21 protein-coding genes and 3 tRNA genes are annotated in these 19,666 nt (G+C 54.8%); 7 read left to right on the top strand and 17 right to left on the bottom strand.

Annotation, left to right across the window (positions count from 1 at the left end):
- Positions 1-152: 152 nt before the first annotated feature.
- Both EV102420_RS02165 and EV102420_RS02160 read right to left on the bottom strand, forming a co-directional pair.
- Positions 153-599 (bottom strand): DUF943 family protein, encoded by a 447-nt coding sequence (locus EV102420_RS02165; protein ID WP_042388295.1) that lies wholly within the window; start codon positions 597-599, stop codon positions 153-155.
- Complete coding sequence (locus EV102420_RS02160) at positions 592-1,416, bottom strand: DUF3289 family protein (protein WP_165570642.1); 825 nt, start codon at positions 1,414-1,416, stop codon at positions 592-594. Before EV102420_RS02160 ends, EV102420_RS02165 begins: the two co-directional genes overlap by 8 nt.
- Positions 1,417-1,644: 228 nt before the next feature.
- On the opposite strand from EV102420_RS02160, the gene tsr reads away from it, so the two are divergent.
- Positions 1,645-3,312, top strand: a complete 1,668-nt coding sequence (gene tsr, locus EV102420_RS02155) for a methyl-accepting chemotaxis protein (protein ID WP_042388291.1) — start codon at positions 1,645-1,647, stop codon at positions 3,310-3,312.
- 63 nt (positions 3,313-3,375) lie between these two features.
- Here tsr and opgB read toward each other — a convergent pair whose 3' ends face one another.
- From opgB to EV102420_RS02110, 9 genes are all read right to left on the bottom strand, one after another.
- Entirely contained in the window at positions 3,376-5,667 is a 2,292-nt protein-coding gene (gene opgB / locus EV102420_RS02150) for a phosphatidylglycerol--membrane-oligosaccharide glycerophosphotransferase (protein ID WP_042388290.1), read from the bottom strand.
- Between the two features lie 202 nt (positions 5,668-5,869).
- Positions 5,870-6,370, bottom strand: coding sequence for a YjjA family protein (locus EV102420_RS02145; protein WP_042388288.1), 501 nt, complete (start codon positions 6,368-6,370; stop codon positions 5,870-5,872).
- A 72-nt stretch (positions 6,371-6,442) separates the two neighbouring features.
- On the bottom strand, positions 6,443-7,180 hold the full coding sequence (gene dnaC / locus EV102420_RS02140) for a replicative helicase loader DnaC (RefSeq protein WP_042388284.1): 738 nt from the start codon (positions 7,178-7,180) through the stop codon (positions 6,443-6,445).
- Positions 7,181-7,182: 2 nt separating this feature from the next.
- Positions 7,183-7,722, bottom strand: a complete 540-nt coding sequence (gene dnaT / locus EV102420_RS02135) for a primosomal protein DnaT (RefSeq protein ID WP_042388281.1) — start codon at positions 7,720-7,722, stop codon at positions 7,183-7,185.
- Between the two features lie 123 nt (positions 7,723-7,845).
- Positions 7,846-8,274 (bottom strand): organic hydroperoxide resistance protein, encoded by a 429-nt coding sequence (locus EV102420_RS02130; protein WP_042388279.1) that lies wholly within the window; start codon positions 8,272-8,274, stop codon positions 7,846-7,848.
- Positions 8,275-8,380: 106 nt separating this feature from the next.
- Positions 8,381-8,836 carry a MarR family winged helix-turn-helix transcriptional regulator gene (locus EV102420_RS02125; RefSeq protein ID WP_042388277.1) on the bottom strand — a complete coding sequence of 152 codons (456 nt, stop codon included), beginning with the start codon at positions 8,834-8,836 and terminating at the stop codon, positions 8,381-8,383.
- Positions 8,837-8,898: 62 nt separating this feature from the next.
- Positions 8,899-9,540 (bottom strand): TetR/AcrR family transcriptional regulator, encoded by a 642-nt coding sequence (locus tag EV102420_RS02120; RefSeq protein WP_042388275.1) that lies wholly within the window; start codon positions 9,538-9,540, stop codon positions 8,899-8,901.
- A gap of 65 nt (positions 9,541-9,605) precedes the next feature.
- Complete coding sequence (locus tag EV102420_RS02115) at positions 9,606-10,079, bottom strand: threonine/serine exporter (RefSeq protein WP_042388273.1); 474 nt, start codon at positions 10,077-10,079, stop codon at positions 9,606-9,608.
- Positions 10,070-10,846 carry a threonine/serine exporter family protein gene (locus tag EV102420_RS02110; protein WP_042388270.1) on the bottom strand — a complete coding sequence of 259 codons (777 nt, stop codon included), beginning with the start codon at positions 10,844-10,846 and terminating at the stop codon, positions 10,070-10,072. Before EV102420_RS02110 ends, EV102420_RS02115 begins: the two co-directional genes overlap by 10 nt.
- Positions 10,847-11,320: 474 nt before the next feature.
- On the opposite strand from EV102420_RS02110, the gene EV102420_RS02105 reads away from it, so the two are divergent.
- From EV102420_RS02105 to EV102420_RS02095, 3 genes are all read left to right on the top strand, one after another.
- Positions 11,321-12,058, top strand: coding sequence for a helix-turn-helix domain-containing protein (locus EV102420_RS02105; RefSeq protein ID WP_042388268.1), 738 nt, complete (start codon positions 11,321-11,323; stop codon positions 12,056-12,058).
- Positions 12,004-12,690: a DNA-binding transcriptional activator BglJ gene (gene bglJ, locus EV102420_RS02100; protein ID WP_072015170.1), complete on the top strand. Its 687-nt coding sequence runs from the start codon at positions 12,004-12,006 to the stop codon at positions 12,688-12,690. Before EV102420_RS02105 ends, bglJ begins: the two co-directional genes overlap by 55 nt.
- 154 nt (positions 12,691-12,844) lie before the next feature.
- The gene (locus EV102420_RS02095; protein WP_042388263.1) at positions 12,845-14,188 is read left to right on the top strand and encodes a PTS sugar transporter subunit IIC; all 1,344 of its coding nucleotides are present in this window, start codon (positions 12,845-12,847) and stop codon (positions 14,186-14,188) included.
- A 3-nt stretch (positions 14,189-14,191) separates the two neighbouring features.
- On the opposite strand, the gene fhuF is transcribed toward EV102420_RS02095, so the two are convergent.
- From fhuF to rsmC, 6 genes are all read right to left on the bottom strand, one after another.
- On the bottom strand, positions 14,192-14,980 hold the full coding sequence (fhuF, locus tag EV102420_RS02090) for a siderophore-iron reductase FhuF (RefSeq protein ID WP_042388261.1): 789 nt from the start codon (positions 14,978-14,980) through the stop codon (positions 14,192-14,194).
- A 100-nt stretch (positions 14,981-15,080) separates the two neighbouring features.
- On the bottom strand, positions 15,081-16,145 hold the full coding sequence (locus EV102420_RS02085) for a GGDEF domain-containing protein (RefSeq protein WP_042388259.1): 1,065 nt from the start codon (positions 16,143-16,145) through the stop codon (positions 15,081-15,083).
- Between the two features lie 311 nt (positions 16,146-16,456).
- Positions 16,457-16,542, bottom strand: a tRNA-Leu gene (locus tag EV102420_RS02080).
- A gap of 37 nt (positions 16,543-16,579) precedes the next feature.
- Positions 16,580-16,665 (bottom strand) — tRNA-Leu (locus EV102420_RS02075).
- 29 nt (positions 16,666-16,694) lie between these two features.
- A tRNA-Leu gene (locus EV102420_RS02070) sits at positions 16,695-16,781 on the bottom strand.
- Positions 16,782-16,955: 174 nt separating this feature from the next.
- Positions 16,956-17,984, bottom strand: a complete 1,029-nt coding sequence (gene rsmC / locus EV102420_RS02065) for a 16S rRNA (guanine(1207)-N(2))-methyltransferase RsmC (protein WP_042388257.1) — start codon at positions 17,982-17,984, stop codon at positions 16,956-16,958.
- A 104-nt stretch (positions 17,985-18,088) separates the two neighbouring features.
- Between rsmC and EV102420_RS02060 the strand changes: the two genes are divergently transcribed.
- The 3 genes from EV102420_RS02060 to yjjG are packed head-to-tail and all read left to right on the top strand — an operon-like array spanning position 18,089 to position 19,605.
- The gene (locus tag EV102420_RS02060) at positions 18,089-18,502 is read left to right on the top strand and encodes a DNA polymerase III subunit psi (protein ID WP_042388254.1); all 414 of its coding nucleotides are present in this window, start codon (positions 18,089-18,091) and stop codon (positions 18,500-18,502) included.
- Positions 18,471-18,911 (top strand): ribosomal protein S18-alanine N-acetyltransferase, encoded by a 441-nt coding sequence (gene rimI, locus EV102420_RS02055; RefSeq protein WP_042388252.1) that lies wholly within the window; start codon positions 18,471-18,473, stop codon positions 18,909-18,911. Before EV102420_RS02060 ends, rimI begins: the two co-directional genes overlap by 32 nt.
- 16 nt (positions 18,912-18,927) lie before the next feature.
- Positions 18,928-19,605, top strand: coding sequence for a pyrimidine 5'-nucleotidase (yjjG, locus tag EV102420_RS02050; protein WP_042388250.1), 678 nt, complete (start codon positions 18,928-18,930; stop codon positions 19,603-19,605).
- Positions 19,606-19,666 lie beyond the last annotated feature (61 nt).

The raw sequence follows: 19,666 nt of genomic DNA, 5'->3' as shown, positions 1-19,666 counted from the left end.
TGAATGTGAGGGGTAAGCGGTCGCAGGAGAGCGATAAGCGGTTTTAACGGGGCGTGAACGGGAAAAAGAGTGTGATGTGGATCACTGGTTAAATCGCAAACCAGCCTTGGCTTTGCTCAGTAAGACCCCAGTTTACATGGGGCCTTATGCATTTATGACTTAATAGCTATCGTTTTATCACCGACTTGTATATCTACACTACCATCCCTGTTGCCCTCGATGCGCATCAGTAGATCTTTGTCGATGCATTTACCGTCATCATTGTTGAAGCACAGCATATCCTGGGTATCAGCGTTAAAAATTCTGATATCGCCATTTGGTTTTGCCTTAAATCCGTCGCCATAATTCCAAACGCTGATATACCAGTCTCCGTTTTTAGCCGGAACAGGGATGCTGAATTTTTCCTTCAGGATCTGTTTATGATCTCGCCACCAATCTACCTTCCCGTTGTCAGTAAGGGGAAAATGCTTAACCGCAACGTTAGCAAAGTTCAACTCACGATCGACGGCCATGATTTCACCTTTTCTCGGGAGATTTAAGCAGCTAATGGTAATAACCAATAAGGCGAGGATGAAAAGCAAGTATTTAAATTTAAGCATTTTTCTTCCCTTTGATTGTCACAACTGTTTCCATATTCGTAAAGAATGGCTTAAATCCATAGCTCTTAGATCTTTGTAATACAAACCATGTTTTAAAAAAGTAAAACTGATTGAATTTCCAGCTTTTTATATCATTCTGATCTAAGCCGAAATGATCCTGGATTTTATATCTTATTGATGCACTATATTCACTATTATTAATGTTAAGCTCATTAATGTAAATTTCAGTACTGTATGTATCATGCACAGCTAAACCTAGACCATTAAAGTTATCTTTAAACCCTGTAAATTTTGGGAGAACACCACCTTTAATGTTTAATGTTATTTGTGGTATTACTTCAGCTGGCAACTTCCTTGTTTGCCAATCAATATTCTTGTCTAAAATTTGTTTGATTCTTTTCAGAGAGCTATTGGATGAGTCATCAGAAATGATATTGTGGTTAAGCGCTGCATTTAAAGTTGCATTATTGAAGCTATGACCGTTCGTTGTCTGCATATGAGTAAACATTTCTTTTATGATCCTATTGTAAGGACCTAAAAAAGAGAAAGGCAACGCTAGTTTCTTCAAATCATCGAACATTAATCTTATACACTCTTGCTTACTAATTTTTTTGCCGGGCGTTGGTAAGTAAAAACGATTCTGGGGATGGTTGAAAGGTGATATGAGCTCCATTGTGTAAGGATTGACTACTGTGGATACGTCACGCAAATTTAAGTGGTTTTGCAGAAACGAATCCGGCAAATCGCCATACCTCATATCGTCTGAACTACTATCGTTAAATTTTTTCTGTGTAGAGTAGATAAGAATGGGTTCCATACCATCAATCTCCATTGCTTGCTGATTGTTCAAGTCTAAACATCGCGAGAAAAAAGTGCACTCCTAAAAATGTCAGCAAGTGCAGAGGCTTGGTTGCTACTGGCTCTCCTTTAGTAGACTAGCCCCATCTTCAGGATCACGTTTCAACGACTACACCACACAACTATTCGGTAAAGTTTTCCTGTTCCAGGCCGAAAAACTGTTATCCCTCTAAAGGAATGAGAAAACATGTTAAACCGTATCAAAATTGTGACCAGTTTACTTCTGGTCCTTGCACTATTTGGCCTGTTACAAATCACCTCCGGCGGACTGTTCTTCAGCGCGCTGAAACACGACAAAGATAACTTCACCGTTCTGCAAACCATCCGTGAGCAGCAGTCTACGCTCAACGGCAGCTGGGTTGCCCTGCTGCAGACCCGTAACACGCTTAACCGTGCCGGGATCCGCTACATGATGGATCAGAACAACATCGGCAGCGGCACCACCGTTGCCGAGCTGATGCAGATTGCCAGCGCCTCCCTGAAACAGGCGGAGCAGCGCTGGAACGAGTATCAGGCTCTGCCGCACGATCCGCGTCAGAACGATGCCGTAACCCAGGAGATCAAGCGCCAGTATGATATCTATCACGGTGCGCTGGCTGAGCTTATCCAGCTGCTGGGCGCAGGCAAAATCAACGAGTTCTTTGACCAGCCAACCCAGGGTTACCAGGATGGATTCGAGAAAGAGTACGTTGAGTTCCTGAAGCAGAATGACCATCTTTATGACCTCGCCGTCGAGGACAACAACAACTCCTACAGCCTGGCGATCTGGATCATTATCGGCGTGCTGCTGGCCGTGCTGGCGGTGATTGTTGCCGTCTGGTTCGGTATTAAAAACGTGCTGATCTCCCCGCTCAACCGTCTGGTGGAGAGCATCCGCCATATCGCTGGCGGCGATCTGGTGCAGAAGATCGACGTGCACGGTGCTAACGAGATGGGCCAGCTGGCAGAAAGCCTGCGTCACATGCAGGGCGAGCTGATGCGTACCGTGGGTACGGTACGTACCGGTGCGAACGAGATCTACAGCGGCGCAAGCGAAATCGCGATGGGCAACAACGATCTCTCCTCCCGTACCGAGCAGCAGGCTGCTTCTCTGGAAGAGACCGCTGCCAGCATGGAAGAGCTGACCGCGACCGTGAAGCAGAACGCCGAAAACGCCCGTCAGGCGAGCCATCTGGCACTTAGCGCCTCTGAGACCGCGCAGAAGGGCGGCAAAGTGGTGGATAACGTGGTACAGACTATGCGTGACATCGCTGGCAGCTCGCAGAAAATCGCTGACATCATCAGCGTGATCGACGGCATCGCTTTCCAGACCAACATCCTGGCGCTGAACGCGGCGGTAGAAGCGGCACGTGCCGGTGAGCAGGGCCGTGGTTTTGCGGTGGTGGCAGGTGAAGTACGTAACCTGGCCCAGCGCAGCGCCCAGGCCGCTCGCGAAATTAAGAGCCTGATCGAAGACTCCGTAGGCCGCGTCGAGCTGGGTTCAACCCTGGTTGAGAGCGCCGGTGAGACCATGGACGAGATCGTCAATGCGGTGACCCGCGTAACAGACATCATGGGCGAAATCGCCTCTGCGTCCGACGAGCAGAGCCGCGGTATCGACCAGGTGGGCCTGGCGGTTGCCGAGATGGATCGCGTTACCCAGCAGAACGCCTCGCTGGTACAGGAATCTGCCGCAGCCGCGGCGGCGCTGGAAGAGCAGGCGAGCCGTCTGACCCAGGCCGTAGCGGTGTTCCGTATTATGCAGGATCAGCGTAAAGAGGCCCGTGACCAGGCTATCATCGCCAAAGCCTCAGCGCCGCTGGCGACCCGCAAACCGGCCGTTGCCGACGCGGGCGATAACTGGGAAACCTTCTAAGTTGTAATAACGCCGGGTGGCGCTGCGCTTACCCGGCCTACTCATGCTGCTCACACAAAACAGCTAGCCCTCGGTTTTTACCACCTTAATCTCCACCATCCCAATTCCTAATCTGCGCGGTGAGTGGCCGAGAATATTCCCTTCGTTGGTAGACTGCGGATCCGGCGGCACAATCGTCAGCGTATTGCTATGCGACGGGTTATGGAACCGCAGCGTGGTGGTAGAGACCTCATTGCCTAAAGTTAGTGTCTGCTCACTATCACCTATCCGCACCGGGATTGGTTTGTTGGCGTTCGGGCCATAGGCTTTAGCCGTGATAACCAGATCGAAATTTTCCGGCAGCGGCGCGTTGTACTCAATCTTCACCTCTTCACCCAGCTGCGCGTTGGACCAGCGCCCCCAGCTCTCCGGGCGAGAGATGCCGCTAAACTGCTTCACCTCTTCCGGCGCGCCCGCCACGTTAAAGATAAAGCTGTCTGCCTTATAGCGAACGTCATTATCTACCACCTTGAGCATATCCACGTTGCGCTGATAGCGGGCGGTGTCGATGACCGTATCCTTAAACGCGGTTTTGCCTTGCCACTGGGCGCTGTCGACGTGCTGTACCCTTTGCTGACCGCCCAGCTGACCCTGCGAGACGCACCAGTCGGTGGAGAGCGCCAACTGCTGGGCCCACATCTGCGCCATCTTGTAGCAGCGATCGACCCAGACAAAGTTATCCCGTGGCGCGAAGTCGGCGAGCTGGAAGCGCAGCGGCGCAGAGTACTCGCTCTCTGGCAGCGGCTCTACGCGCTGGTCCGAGACGCGGATCAGCAGCGGCAGGCGGAAACGGCTACCGGAAAACGCAATCATCTCCTTGTCGCGCTCGACGGTGAACTCCTTCATCTCTGTCGGGAAGTTCCACAGGCGGATGATATCCGGCTTCCACGCCAGCACCTTCTCTTTCATGTTCAGGAACGACTGGGAGAGCGACTGGCCCGAGAGGCTGCTGCGTCCCAACCCAAGGAAGTTATCCCCGCCGAGAATATCCAGCACCGTGGCACCGTTATCCATGGTGTTACGCTTCAGGCCGATAACGTCCTGGGTAGGCTGGTCGCCGCGCAGCACAAAGAAGAGGTTGTTACGATCCTGCTTGCTGAGGTACTTCCACGCGGTGTTGTTCATCGCCAGATGATCGGAGGAGACCACAATCACCGTATCTTTAAACCACGGCGAGGCTTTGATCTTGTTGATCAGCGCGGCGATATGCTGCTGGCTACAGGTCACTGCGCTAAAGGACTGGTTTGCTTTGCCGTCGATGGCGTAGCTTTTCCGCTCGCAGCTGCGGGAGACAAAGCCGTCCGGGTGATGGGTATCAACGGTCAGGGCAAACAGCGAGAAGCGTTTCCCGCTCTGGGAGAGCTGCTGATACTGCTGCCACACCTCGTCCAGGACGGTGTCATCGTAGAAGCCCCAGTCGTTGCGGTAGGTTGGATCGGCAACACGGCCTTTCAGCTCTTCCGCCCCAATAAGGTGGTCAAAGCCGTGGGATTTTAAAAATACATCTTTCCCGGCAAAGCGCAGGTTGGCTCCCTGCACAAAGTGGTTCTCGTAGCCGGAGTTCTTCAGGATATCGCCGAGACAGAGGTTGTGCGGGAAGAAGCTCGACATTGAGGCCGAGGCGTTACCCTCGAAGGGCGCAAACAGCGGAATGCCGCACTGGGAGGCGACCATCCCGGCAATGGTGTAGTCGGTGCCCGGCAGCTGCGCGGTATGGGTGAAATCCAGCCCCTCATCTTTCAGTGCGCCCAGCTCTGGCGTCAGGCCAGGAAAGGCCGCGCTATCAAAGTAGGTGCGCTCCAGGCTCTCGCCGTAGATATAGACCAGGTTAAGGGCGGGCTGCGGAATGCTTTTCGCGGGCTCTTTATACCAGACCGCGAAGTCGGGATCGCCCGCCCTGGACTGGGACTTGACCAGCTCGGTGATCTGTCGAAAAGCCGGGCTGGCATCGACCGAACCCAGGGCCAGCAGCAGCGCCAGCAGGCTATAGCCAACGTGCAGCGGGTGATGGCGGCGACGGCGCAGGATCCAGCCGAGGGCAAAAAAGAGTGCCAGCAGGCCGATGACCAGTGCTGCGCCCGGCAGAATATACTTGCTCACGCCCGCACCGGTCAGGCTGTTAGTGATGGTGTAAAGCACCGCGTCGTTAATGCCGTCGCCGGTGAAGTAGTCGCTGGCGTAGAGCGCGATATTGAGCACCACAAAGCAGCCCAGTACGGCAAGGATCGCGGTAAACCACCAGGTATTGCGGCCTGCCTTCAGAGAGTAGATAGCTATCGAGGCAATAAACAGCACAAGAGAGAGAAATTCAGACAACGGTCGATCCTCAATAGCAGCAGCCGAAATGTTGCAGGAAAAACACTTTAATGGCGAATTCACATAGCTGCAATTCTAGCGTCACACTCACTACATTCTATTAAGAAAAGGTTTAGAGAGAGGGGTTTTATGAGCGATGTCTCATTTCGTAAGGGAGGCGCGCCTGCCTTGCAGGATGGGCAGACGCGTTAAGGCGTGATAATCAGGAGAGGAAGTTCATGCCTTGCTTCAGCACCAGGTCGCAGGCCTTGGTTTTCACCTTCTCTGCCAGCGGCGTGCTGCCGATATTATTCAGATTCAGCTGCTCACCGTCTTTGGTGTTGAGCATCCCCTGCAGGCCCTCCAGGAAGTTAGTATCTTCCTTCTGCTCCGGCGCACTCAGGCCCAGCTTCTCCAGCACCTGGCTTTTGATATTCTCCGCGCTGGTCACCGAGGCCAGCTTGTTTTTGGCGCAGTATCCCATGATGCCCGCGGCGTTATTCATGGTGTCAGCGCTCAGCGCCTGGTTACCGCTGTTCAGCAGGCCGCCAAGGGCGGAGAGCGAGGTCCCGCTCTGCTGCGTCGACGTGGTTGACCCGGAATTCTGGCTCAGCTGGCTAGCTGCGCTGTTCAGCTGCTCCTGCCAGGTGGCGGCGTGGGAGAGGGAAGAGAGCAGGGCGCTGGCGATCGCGACGCTGCACAGTAAACGTTTGGCTGATTTCATGTGGCATAACCCGTTAGGATGGACCTGGGCAGTATATACCGGGAGACCCGCCAGGCCGCGCCAGGAAAGCTCTTAATACTCTTTGCCGGTAACGCGGCTGCGGTAGCTATCCCAGTTAAAGTTAACCCACAGGCTGTTGCCAAGACGCATGCGATCCATCACCCGTTCGCCAAGCAGTCGGGTCATGTCCGCCACGTTGTTGTTGGTCAGCATGCCGGTCGGGCGCTTGGAGGAGGAGCGGCGATCGACAATCTGGTTGATGATCACCTTCTCGTAGCGTGACTCCGACTGGACGCCGATCTCGTCGATCACCAGCAGATCGACCATGCTGAGATCGTTGATCAGCTGCTCTTCGCTGGTTTCCCGACTGCTGAAGGTCTCTTTCATGGCCGACATGATGTCGGCCACGGTAATGATCAGTACAGACTTGCCGCGCAGCAGCAGCTCGTTGCAGATCGCCGCCGCAAGATGGTTTTTGCCGGTGCCGGGCTTGCCGGAGAAGACAAAGCTGGCAATGTTGCCGTCGAACTCCTCGACATACTGGCGCGCCTTGCTCAGGGCGTTCATCTGCCCCTCATTTTCAACCTTATAGTTATCAAAAGAGCAGTTCTGATGCAGAGGACGGATGCCGGAGCGGTTGAAGGTACGCTGCATCTTCATCGCCCGATTTTCCCGGGCGAGCGCCGCCGAGCGGATCTCGCCCTGCTCTTTTTGCCAGGCCAGCAGCTCTTCACCGGTGGTAAACGCCGGCTTCACGTGGGCAGGCATCATCTTTTGCAAACGCTTCATCATTTCGCCGACGTCTTTCATGATTAACCTCTGAAACCTGGGGGAACCTGGTTATCCGGCTCGGAAACCGCGTTGATATCGCGCTTAACGGCGCCTGTCAGGCTACCGCGGCCAATCTGCACGCTGCGGGCCAGCTTCTGCTGCCACTGCATATGATGGAAAACTTTACCCTCGGCCTGCCAGTAGGTGACAAACGAGGCCAGCTCTTCGTGGGTCACGGGCTGGTTCAGGGCGATGCCCCACAGTGCGGCCAGGCGCTGAAAATCGGGATCCGGCTGCCAGCCTGCATACATGGCGAATTTCCCCATCGGCACGCTGGGGGGCGCGTCGGTCGGCTCGCTAAAAAACTGCTGATCGAGCGCGATATCGCTGGCCGGGCGCTGCAATCGGGCTTCCAGTTCCAGCAGCTGCGCCAGACGCGCGGGCGTCAGGGCATAAAACGCCGGGGCGTTATCAGCAAAAACAGCCACCGTCCCGTCACGGGACTGGCTCAGGACGCGGGCGTGATCGTGCATAAACGCGTCGATACCGATGACATTGGTGGAGAGGATTCTGGAAGACATAGCGCTATCTCAAGCTAAAAACAGAGCGGAAAGATCCGCGGGTGATATGTGCTCATAGTAGCACAGAGAGGGGGCGCTTTTATAGGCCAGGCAAGCGTCGCGCCGCCCGGCCTCGCGAACGTATTAGGCGATAATGTTCAGCGTGACATCGATGTTGTTGCGGGTGGCGTTAGAGTAAGGGCAGACGATATGCGCTGCGTCGACCAGCTTCTGCGCTTCGGCCGCATCCATACCCGGCAGGTGAATATTCAGCTTCGCTTCGATGCCAAAACCGGTTGGCAGCGGCCCGATGCCGACTTCGCCTTCAACAAAGGCCTCTTTGGGCATGGCGATTTTGTCGCGGCCAGCAACAAATTTCATCGCGCCGAGGAAGCAGGCGGAGTAGCCCGCAGCAAACAGCTGCTCTGGGTTAGTGACGTTGCCGCCCATGCCGCCCATCTCTTTCGGTACGCCCAGCTGCACGTCCAGTACGCCGTCAGAGGAGGTCGCACGGCCGTCACGGCCACCGGTTGCTTTGGCTTTTGCGGTGTAAACTACTTTTTCTAAAGACATGGCAGGTTCCTTATTTTCGCTGTTATCGCTATATGCGCTATAAAATAGCGCGCTATTTATATGTTGCGTATAAGGCCGTCAACGACGGCGCTATACTGTGTTAAGTCTATGCCTTGTGAAGCTGGTGGCGCAGCGTCTCCAGCTCGTGCTGAAGGGCGGCCAGTGAATCTGTATCGCAGGCGGCGGCACAGCGTACCGACTCTGGAATAGCAAGCGCCTTCTCATGCAGCGCCCGTCCCGATTCGGTCAGAGTGACGGCGACCTGGCGTTCATCCTGACGCGAGCGCTGGCGAACAATCAGCCCGGCGCTCTCCAGGCGTTTCAGCAGCGGTGTCAGGGTGGCAGAGTCGAGAAACAGCTGCTCGCCAATCTCTGACACGGTAATGTCGTCCCGCTCCCACAGTACCAGCATGACCAAATACTGCGGGTAGGTGAGGCCTAACGGCGCCAGCAGCTGCCGATAGAGTTTATTCAGCGCCAGGTTTGCGGAGTAGAGCGCAAAGCAGAGCTGATTATTCAGGGCCAGCGGCGCATCTGCCGGAGCCGTCGATTTCGTCTTCATGCAATGAATATAGATAGTGCACGATTTAATTGCAAGTTATATTTTTGTGACAAGTCACCCCATCACGGACAGACATAGCGCAGCACCACCTGCACCGCCATTGCACGATAGTGCGCCTGCTGGGCCTGGCTATCTGCACCCTCTTCAAACAGCAGCGTAAAGGTGTAGCTGTTCGCCACGTAGTGGAAGCTGAAGCTGCTCATCAGACGGTGCACGTCGCGGGCATTCACGCTGCGGCTGAAAAGCTGCTTTTGCTGGCCGCGCTGTAAAATATCCTCCAGCAGGACCAGCGCGCTGCGGTTTACCTTGCGCAGATACTCTGACTGCTGCATGTAGCGTCCGCGCTGCATGTTCTCCATACAGATAATGCGAATAAAATCGGGATGCGCAGCATGATAATCAAAGGTGCTTTCTACCAGTTCAACCATCGCCTCCACCGGTGGCAGGCGCGTCAGGTTAAGCCGCGTTTCGCTGGCGCGGATCTGGGTATAAACATACTCAAGCACCTGCAAATAGAGGGTCTCTTTGGTCTTAAAATGGTAAACCACCATCCGTTTGGTGGTGCCCGCCTTCTCGGCGATCTGCTCCATGCGGGCACCGTTCAGACCATACTCGGCAAATAGCTCAATGGCACTGGTGAAGATTTTGTCCTTCAGGCTAGACTCGTCCAGTTTCTCCGGTAAATAAACGCCGTCGTGCTTCACATCCGCCTCTTTTTGGCCGCAACAGGAACAGGGATTATTACCACGGCGCAGGCAGAACACAAACCTCAAACGCGGGGGCGCTTCCGGTAGAGCCACAATCCAGGTACTGACAGACCGACAGAGAGCGCTGCCACAATGGAGGTGGCCTTGAGAAAGTTGGTCAGCAGCAGGATCATCAGCGTTTCGCTGTAGCCCAAATGGCCTATCTTCACCGCGGAGATCATCGCCGTATAGGCCGAGATGCCCGGAAACATCGGGATCACCGCCGCAACGGTAAAGACCTTGGGATGGGCAAGATACCAGCGTGACCAGCGGATGCCGATGCAGCCAACCAGCATGGCAGCAACAAAGGTGGACCATTCAATGTTGATGCCGCTGGTCATCATCACCATTCGCGCGCCGTGGCCAATGGCACCCAGCAGCGCACACCAGGGCAGGGCACGCTGCGGCACGTTGAACACCATGGCAAAGCCAACGGCAGGAATAGCGGAGAGGATCATGTCCTGCGCCAGCGCCAGCAGAAAATCAGTTACACCCATCCGCGTAGCCCCCACAGCGTCATGGCCATCACCACCCCGATACAGGTTGCCAGCGTCAACAGGCTGGCAATGGCCCAGCGTGCCAGTCCGGTATTGATATGGCCTTTAAACATGTCGGCAACGGCGTTAATCAGCGGAAAGCCGGGAACCAGCAGCAGGACGCTGGCCGCCATCGCGACCGTTGACGTGTGGGCGAAGGCGGGCAGGGTAAGCAGCAGCCCTGAGACGGTGGTAGCCACAAAGGCCGTCAGGCAGAAGTTGATCTGCGGATGCAGATGCCGCTGGGCCAGCGTCAGGCGCACGTACATGGCGACGCTGCTGGCACAGAAGGTGATGGCTGCCCCATCCCAGCCGCCGTTATTCAGTTTGCAGAAGCAGGCGCAGGAGAGGCCAACCGCCAGCGTGACGAGCCAGCGCGAATAGCGCAGCGGCTTAATCTGGTTAAAGCGTCGCTCGACGCCTCTCGCATCCAGCAGCTTATGCTCGGTCATAATGACGATGTGCTGCACCTCAGTGACCACATGCATGTTGATGCCTCGATCGCGGTTTTTACGCGTCGAGGTCAGGCATTGGCCGTTCTGAATGGTGGTGAGCACAATGGCGTTCGCGGCGATGGCGCTCTCGACGCTATCCATGCTTAGCGCGAGGCCAAGACGGGTAGAGAGCTCCTCCACCAGCGCGCTCTCCGCACCGTGCTGTAACAGGAGAAGGCCGCACTGAATGCACAGTCGCGTTACGGCCCGCTGTTGATCCCGATCTGCTTGCATAAGATGCCTCGCTAGCGTAGCGAAATACCCATAGGGTGAAATAGAAAACCTATTTTTAACACAACGTGCTACCCGAACGGCGCTGTGATAGATCAATATTTAGCTAATTAATCAATTTATCTTGATGCTGGCGATTTGATCCGGTTACGGCGCGCTATTGACCCGAACAAACCCAATTTTACATTCACGTTATCTATATATTTAAATTTGCTTACTCTATATTTTACTTTTTTAAGGTGTCAGCCATTATTTTTTCCAGTAAAGATGTGCAATATTAGGGTAGGGAGAAACATGCTCCCTCTGATGACTGACGTCAGTCGACACGATAAAACGGTTACACGTAATCTTAATCCTGTGCTTTGTCTACAGTGCTAAAGCTGTACAAAAAGTTTATTCGATCGTTTTTTATTCACGGAAATTATTTCAATGAGCGAATAAATAACTCCTGGTTTTTTGAATGAAAGCGGAGGTGGTATGTTACCAGAAAAATATAGGTGCGCAGTGATAATAAGCAAAGCGCCGCTAATACAGCGCGGTTTTGTTGCTATTATGGACGATGCTTTTCATGAGTATGAAGTTGTCTGCTGCTCTACCCGGCAGGAGGTCACGTTCTCTCTGCTACAGCGCGCAAGCGTTGTATTTGTCGATCTCACCAACGATCTGCACAAGGCGCGCAGCGCCTGCAGGGAGTACGCCGCGATGATGATGCATCTTACTGAAAATCATTGGATTTTTATGGTTCCACTGCAGGTCTATCCCATGGCGGTAGAGCAGCTGTTACGTTCGGAGAGTACGCTCCTTTCCAGCATGGAACCTCTCGACGGGATAATTAATGCCATCCGTAGCGGCAGTCGGCGCGCAGGCGAAATCAGCGAGGTACTGTTATCCCCACATGATGGCGACATCCATGATGAAAACATACCTCCCGTCTCTCTAACCTATTCGGAAAGACAGGTATTACGACTTCTTGGTAAAGGATGGGGTATTAATCAAATTGCAGCCATGCTGAAAAAGAGTAATAAAACGGTGAGTGCACAAAAAAATAGCGCCATGCGCCGTCTCTGTTTACGCAGTAATGCCGAGCTATTTGCGTGGATTAATAGTAGTCAGGGCGCAAGTATATTGAATTTAAATATAACCTACGGAGATGATGGGCAATGGAAAAAAGCGGAAAAAGCAAACACGTTGCCATTATTGAGCGATGTGCCATAAGCGAAACTGGACTAAGTCAGCTATTTCCACACGCAGCGACGGCACATTTTCAGTTTCACTTTTTTAAGGATTACGCGACGTTCCTCAGAGCCATAGTGTGGACACCTTTCTTTTCACTTATTTACTCGCTATCGGGTATCAGAACGGAAAGGCTAGAGTGTCTGAGAGCGCTAAACCATATGGAAAAAAACTACCCCGATAGGCTGCGTATTGTGCTGGCCGGGAATGAGATGGAAGAGCGGCTGGTAAGCCGTTTTTCACCTACGTCACTGCACGGCATTCTCAGTAAAACAGCGCCGCTAGAGGTGATGCGTCAGCAGCTGTGGAAGTGGCTCAACGAGAACCAGCAGCGAAACGATAACGAGCTCAATCTCTGGTATTTCAGCGATGACGAGGTGCTGAGCCAGACCGAGCGTGACATTATTTTTTGTACCACAAAGGGGTACTCGATTGTAGATATTGCCTGCTACTTCAAGCGCAATATCAAGGTCATTCGTGCCTATAAGCTGAGTCTTATGACGAAATTGGGCGTACGTAACGATGCAGAACTGCTCTACGCTGCGGACATTCTTATACAGATGCAAAAAACGCTGAATAAGCCTACTTCACCCCGACGACGGATATCGGCCTAACTGTGAGGTAAATCCTGGTTATGCACGGGGTGCCAGGCCGATTATCGATCCTCTTCACAATCACGGAAACCGGTTACAGTAACCGGTTGCACAGTGCAGATCGGAGGCTAATACTCATTTTGCCATTCCATTTTTCGCCTGACCGGAGAGCCAAATGTCTGCCAACCACGCTGCGTTTAACCTGATCTTCCGTTTTGTTGAAAATTATGTCAGCCCCATTGCCGGACGCATCTCTGCTCAGCGTCATGTGATGGCAATTCGTGATGGTTTTATCTCGGCAATGCCCTTTATGATTGTCGGCTCCTTCCTGCTTATTTTTGCCTATCCCCCATTTTCACCGGATACCACCTGGGGCTTCGCCCGCGGCTGGCTCGATCTGGCCAAGCAGTATGAGGGGCGGATCCTCACCCCGTTCGATATGACCATGGGGATCATGTCGATCTACATCTGTGCCGCCATCGCCTATAACCTCGGCAAGCACTATGTAAAGTCGCACCAGCTCGACCCCTTCATGTGCGCCATGCTCTCGCTGATGGCCTTTCTGCTGGTAGCCGCGCCAAAAACCGATAGCGCCTTGCCGGTGCATAGCCTCGGCGGCACCGGGATCTTTACCGCTATCCTGGTCGCCATCTACTGCGTGGAGCTGATGCGCTTTCTAAAAGCGCATAACATCGGGATCCGTCTGCCGGACCAGGTGCCGCCGATGATTAAAAACTCGTTCGATCTGCTGATCCCGGTATTGGTCGTGGTGCTGACGCTTTACCCGCTGAGCCTGTTTATTCAGTCAGAGTTCTCGGTGCTGATCCCCCAGGCGATTATGGCGCTATTCAAGCCGCTGGTGGCCGCCGCGGACTCGCTGCCTGCCATTCTGCTGGCGGTGCTGATTGGCCACCTGCTGTGGTTCGCAGGCATTCACGGGGCGGCTATCGTCTCCGGCATGTTGCAGATGTTCTGGTTAACCAACCTGGGGATGAACCAGACCGCACTGGCGCAGGGCGCGCCGCTGCCGCACATCTTTATGGAAGCGTTCTGGACGTTCTTTATTGTCGTGGGGGGCTCCGGGGCGACTATGGGGCTAGTGATCTGCTATCTGCGTAGCCGATCTGTACACCTGCGCTCGATCGGGCGGCTTAGCATTGTCCCCAGCTTCTTTAATATTAACGAGCCGGTTATCTTTGGCACGCCTATCGTCATGAACCCGGTCTTTTTTATCCCCTTCCTGCTCGCACCGCTGGTTAACTCGGTGATTGCCTGGGGCGCAATGAAAATGGATCTGATTGGTCGGGTGATTGCCGTGGTTCCCTGGACTGCACCGGCACCGATTGGTGCAGCCTGGGCGCTGGGCTGGGACTACCGGGCGGCCATCCTTGTCGTTCTGCTGGCCGTGGTCTCCGCCGTGATCTACTTCCCGTTCTTCAAAGTGTACGAGAAACAGCTTCTGGAGCAGGAGGCGCAGGAGTCACAGCGCGCAGAGGGTGAAAGTCAGCAGGTCGCGTGAGAGTTATTTAAGCGTACAGTCGCCGCACTGCTGGACATCCGGCAGGCGGTAGCGCTGACAGCAGGTACGACGCGTCAGCACGCCTTCACGCAGCACCACGGTGCGCCAGAGTGGGTTATCAATGCCGTTTGTCAGCGTTTTATCGAAAAAGCAGAGCTGACGCAGGGCGCTCACTCTGGCATCGCCGAGCAGCGGCTTCATCTCATTCAGATACCAGTTGATGAGATAACCCGTATTGCTCCAGATAAGCTTGCCGTTGATCTCGCCGGTCGCTTCCAGCGCCTGAACGACCGGCAGCATTGCCGAGACGATGAGCTTCTCGATGCGGCCACGATCGTCTAACAGCGTGGTGTAACGATCGGCATGCACGTCGGCCCAGAAGCAGGCCGCGCGGCCCGTTTCATGGAATTCAACGTGAAAATGTTCCGGGGAGAGATCCAGCGCGGTGTCGTGCGCCAGCAGGGCCAGCATCAGCGGCGGAACCAGCAGGCCCAGATACCACTGCGCCCACAGCGAGAGAAGCGGTTTCCCTTCGCGAGGCAGATGCGGCTGGTTACGGTAGATATGATCGGCGTAGTCGGCCAGCAGCGTGCGCAGCGCGGCGGGGCGCTGCCACTGCGCCAGAGTCATCGCCTGGTGCGGCGGTGGCTCATCGAGACGGATAACCTCCAGCATGTGCGGACGCTGGCTGGACAGGGTTTCGCGTAAAGCATTGGCAAGCGTTGGCGCAGCGCTATACAGCGGGGTTCGCCAAATCAGATCGTTTGCCAGCAGTTCGGAACGTTGCGCCATAGGAGGTTAGACCGGAATCTAAATGATAATGATTGCCAATCCTAACCACAGGCAGACGCAAGCGCAACATTTTTGTCGCTAAATGCCCGTCTGTTTGCGTTTACGCCATCTGTAGCTCGCCGCTGACCAGAATAGAGTTGCGGCCTAAATGCTTCGCTTCATATAGCGCCTTATCCGCTTTGCCCAGCGCATCCTCAATATCTTCGTCGAGCAGCGGGGCGATACCGATGCTCACCGTGACGTTGGTTGCCACGCTCTCATTAAACATATGCGGGATCTTGAGATCGAAAACCTGCTGGCGAATGCGCTCGGCAGTAGTGCGGGCGTGCTCCAGATCGACGTTGCTCAGCAGGATCATAAACTCCTCGCCGCCGAAGCGGGCCACGATATCCCGGGAGCGCACGGCGTCACGGATAGCGGCAGAAACACGGATCAGCGCCTGGTCACCCATCATATGGCCGTAGTGATCGTTGTAGGCCTTAAAGTGGTCGATATCCAGCAGCAGCACGAACTGTCTGCCGTCATCATGGGCGAGCAGGTTATCGAGCTTATTTTGCAGGCCGCGGCGGTTATAGAGGCCGGTCAGCGGATCGAGCATGCTTAAATCGTTCAGGGTTTTACGCTCATCCAGCAGCCTGTACATGAGATCCTGGGCAAAGCTTTCATTACGGCGCTGAATAACATGCTGGATGGCGATGCCGACGACCGGCAGGGCGAAGCAGTAGAGCACCCTTAACCAGGCGTTACCGTCGCTAAGCCAGAGGCAGGCCACGCTGACCGGCAGGGAATGCAAGATAAACGCGCTGATATTGTTAGAGAAAGCGATAGTTCCAATGAATAATACGCTTAATAGCGCAATTAAAAGATAAGCCGGATCCTGGTGGCCGATAACGGAATATTTGACGCTAACATGCCACGCCCACAGGCTGCCAAATACGAGCGAAATGAGCGGTATATTTATTTTCTTCTCTGCTTGCCATCCATGCCACAGCAGCAGCGCAACGCTAGCGGTGAAGAGCAGCCCGAGCGGCAGCGTCACGCCTTTGGCGCTGCTCAGCGGCAGCAGGTATGAGAAGAGGGCCGAAACGGCATTGAGAAACAAGAATAACCGCAGCGATAATTGATATTTCTTGTTACAGAGGTTATGCCAGGATTGTGCTGTCATGTGTAATGTCGTTATTAATCTGCAATATATAAAAAGTTATGGTTGGCAAAATGAGAAATAACGCGTGAGTAAAAATTCGCGAAAAAAGATTAAGAAATTGTTATGTATTTTCCGAGGCGCACAATTTATCACCTTCATGAATGTCTGTCATTAACAGATGTAGAAAGTTCATGCAGTAGTGTGACCGCAGGCTGGCAAGTGGGTGGGGAGTGGTGATATCGGGATCGCCTGACTGGCGGGATAATGCTGATGGTAATGAATATGAAAATAGGGTGAAACAGGAGAAGTCGTACCGGGGAGAGCAAGATAAGTGGTGCGAGGGGGGGGACTCGAACCCCCACATCCAAAGGACACTAACACCTGAAGCTAGCGCGTCTACCAATTCCGCCACCTTCGCACAGCTATCTTACTTTTTGCTTTTGATATCGCCTCGTTGGTGCGAGGGGGGGGACTCGAACCCCCACATCCAAAGGACACTAACACCTGAAGCTAGCGCGTCTACCAATTCCGCCACCTTCGCCCAGTGCGAGCAATATCAATCGTGATTTATGGTGCGAGGGGGGGGACTCGAACCCCCACATCCGTAAGGACACTAACACCTGAAGCTAGCGCGTCTACCAATTCCGCCACCTTCGCAGACCATCGATACTTTTAAAGTATCGTAACCACGGAGGCGCATTCTAGATGTTTTATACCGTTCGTCAACAGTTAATTGTGTGGGATAGAATAACTGCTGCAAAATTCATCGCGAACGGCCAGCAGCGCCCGGTGGCGCTGCGCTTACCGGGCCTCTGGGCTGGCCGAATCTGATTAACGCTTCGCCTGGCGGGTCATTACCGTACGGTAAACCTTAAACCGCCCGGTCTGGGCCAGCACTTCGTGGAAGCCAAAGGTTTCGTCCAGCACCTGCGGATAAGGCAGGAAGGCGTTAGCCACAATACGCAGCTCGCCGCCGCTGTTCAGATGGCGTACCGCGCCGCGGATCAGCGTCTGCGCTGCCTCCAGGCTGGTCTGCAAACCATCGTGGAACGGCGGGTTAGAGATGATCATATCGTAACGTCCGGTCACCTCAGAGAAGACGTTGCTGGCAAAGACCTCGCCCTCAAAGCCGTTTGCGGCGAGGGTCGCGCGGCTGGCTTCCACCGCCGGGGCGCTGACGTCACAGAGCGTCAGGCGAACCTTCGGTGAGTGGCTGGCCAGCACCGCAGAGAGCACGCCCGCGCCGCAGCCGATATCCAGCACCTTGCCTTTGGTGTGCGGCGTCAGGGTAGAGAGCAGCAGCTGGCTGCCGCTGTCGAGGCCATCACGGCTGAACACGCCCGGCAGAGTATGGATAGTCAGGTCGTCCAGCGTATAGCTCCCACCAAACGCGGCGGCATCAAACGCAGGCTGCTTCTCCAGACGACCATGGTACAGGCCGCAGCGGCGCGCGCTGTCCACTTTGTTCAGCGGGCAGTACTCCGCCAGCATCTGCTCGGCGCTGCGCACGCCGCTGCGGTTCTCGCCGACGACAAAAATATCGGTGCCCAGCGGCAGCAGGGAGAGGATGTTCATCAGCTGGAACTGGGCTTCCGGCTTGTTCTTCGGCCAGTAATAGATCAGCGTATCGCTGTCGCCCACGTCGGCCTGTTCAGCCACGAGGCTAAAGCGGGCGTTGTCGCCCAGCTGGCGGCTCAGCACCTGCCAGTGGTGAAACTGTTGGGTATGGGCGCGGCTCTCAGCGGTATCCAGACGCGCGGGCAGGTCGTCCTGCATATCTCCGGCAAACAGAACGCGGCTCTCTTCGAAATCATCACTGTGACGCAGCAAGACTTCACTTGCCGGGGTTAAAGCAGACATGAAACAGCTCCTTAATAAACTCAGCGCTGGATTATAGTTGTTTGTTGGCGCAGATACGACGAATTTGCTATATTTGCGCGCCTGACATACAGGAGTGACCCGCTATGATTTCCCGACGCGACTGGCAGCTACAGCAGCTGGGCATTACCCAGTGGTCTTTGCGCCTGCCTGCGGCGTTGCAGGGCGAAGTCGCTGTGTCACTGCCCGCGCATATCCGTCTGGTGATGGTGTCAAACGCGCTCCCGGCGCTCAGCGAGCCGCTGGTGGGCGATATCCTGCGGGCGCTGACGATAACCCCGGATCAGGTGCTGCAGCTGACCCCCGATCGCGTGGCGATGCTGCCCCCGGAGAGCCGCTGTAACAGCTGGCTGCTGGGCACTCACGAGGCGCTGACGCTGGAAGGCGCACGCGTCCACTCTCCCGCGCTCGATGAACTGCGGGCAAACCCGGCGGCACGAGCCGACCTATGGCGACAAATCTGCGAGTATGAACACGATTTCTTCCCTCAGCACGGCTGACCTCACCCACGCTTTTGCCATTGAGCAACGCGCCCATGCTTTTCCCTGGAGCGAAAAAACCTTCGCCAGTAATCAGGGTGAACGCTACCTGAACCTGGGCCTGACGGTTGACGAGACGCTGGCGGCGTTTGCCATTACCCAGGTCGTTCTTGACGAAGCGACGCTGTTTAATATCGCGGTCGATCCCGCGTTTCAGCGCCGGGGACTGGGGCGTGCGCTGCTTGAGCATCTTATTAGCGAGCTGGAAAAACGTGACGTACTGACGCTGTGGCTGGAGGTGCGGGCCTCAAACGCGGCGGCTATCGCCCTCTATGAGAGCCTGGGCTTTAACGAGGCGACAATTCGCCGCAACTACTATCCAACCGCTGACGGGCGCGAAGACGCCGTAATTATGGCTTTGCCGCTTTAATAGAAAAGGTAATGTAATGAACTGGGACTGGATCTTCTTTGATGCCGACGAAACGCTGTTTACCTTCGACTCATTCAGCGGACTACAGCGGATGTTTCTCGACTACAGCGTGACCTTTACCGCTGAAGATTTTCAGGACTACCAGGCGATCAATAAGCCGCTGTGGGTGGATTACCAGAACGGCGCTATCACCTCTTTGCAGCTTCAGCATCAGCGTTTCCAGAGCTGGGCTGACCGCCTCAGCGTGCAGCCGGGCGATCTTAACAGCGCCTTTGTTAACGCGATGGCCGAAATTTGCGCCCCGCTGCCGGGCGCGGTCTCGCTGCTGAACGCCCTGCAGGGCAAGTGCAAGATGGGCATTATTACCAACGGCTTTACCGCGCTACAGCAAATTCGCCTGGAGCGCACCGGCCTGCGTGACCATTTTGACCTGATTGTGATCTCCGAGCAGGTTGGCGTGGCGAAGCCGCATCCGCATATCTTTGATTACGCGCTGGAGCAGGCGGGCAATCCCGCGCGTTCCCGTGTGCTGATGGTGGGCGATACCGCCGAGTCCGATATTCTGGGTGGCATGAATGCCGGATTAGCCACCTGCTGGCTCAATGCACACAACCGCACGCTGCCGGAGGGGATCAACCCGACCTGGACCGTGACCTCGTTGAGCGAACTGGAGCAACGCCTGTGTAAACACTGATTGCCTCCCCCCTATTGATGGGTAAAATAGCCGCAATTTTTCGTATTCAACATGCGTGGCG

Source organism: Pseudescherichia vulneris NBRC 102420 (assembly GCF_000759795.1).
GTDB classification, from domain to species: domain Bacteria; phylum Pseudomonadota; class Gammaproteobacteria; order Enterobacterales; family Enterobacteriaceae; genus Pseudescherichia; species Pseudescherichia vulneris.
This window is presented reverse-complemented; position numbering and strand designations above follow the sequence as displayed.

Coding starts and splice junctions, on each gene's coding strand:
- EV102420_RS02165 (WP_042388295.1), bottom strand. CDS start 599: ATGCTTAAATTTAAATACTTGCTTTTCATCCTCGCCTTATTGGTTATT.
- EV102420_RS02160 (WP_165570642.1), bottom strand. CDS start 1,416: ATGGAACCCATTCTTATCTACTCTACACAGAAAAAATTTAACGATAGT.
- tsr (WP_042388291.1), top strand. CDS start 1,645: ATGTTAAACCGTATCAAAATTGTGACCAGTTTACTTCTGGTCCTTGCA.
- EV102420_RS02145 (WP_042388288.1), bottom strand. CDS start 6,370: ATGAAATCAGCCAAACGTTTACTGTGCAGCGTCGCGATCGCCAGCGCC.
- dnaC (WP_042388284.1), bottom strand. CDS start 7,180: ATGAAAGACGTCGGCGAAATGATGAAGCGTTTGCAAAAGATGATGCCT.
- dnaT (WP_042388281.1), bottom strand. CDS start 7,722: ATGTCTTCCAGAATCCTCTCCACCAATGTCATCGGTATCGACGCGTTT.
- EV102420_RS02130 (WP_042388279.1), bottom strand. CDS start 8,274: ATGTCTTTAGAAAAAGTAGTTTACACCGCAAAAGCCAAAGCAACCGGT.
- EV102420_RS02125 (WP_042388277.1), bottom strand. CDS start 8,836: ATGAAGACGAAATCGACGGCTCCGGCAGATGCGCCGCTGGCCCTGAAT.
- EV102420_RS02115 (WP_042388273.1), bottom strand. CDS start 10,079: ATGGGTGTAACTGATTTTCTGCTGGCGCTGGCGCAGGACATGATCCTC.
- EV102420_RS02110 (WP_042388270.1), bottom strand. CDS start 10,846: ATGCAAGCAGATCGGGATCAACAGCGGGCCGTAACGCGACTGTGCATT.
- EV102420_RS02105 (WP_042388268.1), top strand. CDS start 11,321: ATGTTACCAGAAAAATATAGGTGCGCAGTGATAATAAGCAAAGCGCCG.
- bglJ (WP_072015170.1), top strand. CDS start 12,004: ATGGAAAAAAGCGGAAAAAGCAAACACGTTGCCATTATTGAGCGATGT.
- EV102420_RS02095 (WP_042388263.1), top strand. CDS start 12,845: ATGTCTGCCAACCACGCTGCGTTTAACCTGATCTTCCGTTTTGTTGAA.
- fhuF (WP_042388261.1), bottom strand. CDS start 14,980: ATGGCGCAACGTTCCGAACTGCTGGCAAACGATCTGATTTGGCGAACC.
- EV102420_RS02085 (WP_042388259.1), bottom strand. CDS start 16,145: ATGACAGCACAATCCTGGCATAACCTCTGTAACAAGAAATATCAATTA.
- rsmC (WP_042388257.1), bottom strand. CDS start 17,984: ATGTCTGCTTTAACCCCGGCAAGTGAAGTCTTGCTGCGTCACAGTGAT.
- EV102420_RS02060 (WP_042388254.1), top strand. CDS start 18,089: ATGATTTCCCGACGCGACTGGCAGCTACAGCAGCTGGGCATTACCCAG.
- rimI (WP_042388252.1), top strand. CDS start 18,471: ATGAACACGATTTCTTCCCTCAGCACGGCTGACCTCACCCACGCTTTT.
- yjjG (WP_042388250.1), top strand. CDS start 18,928: ATGAACTGGGACTGGATCTTCTTTGATGCCGACGAAACGCTGTTTACC.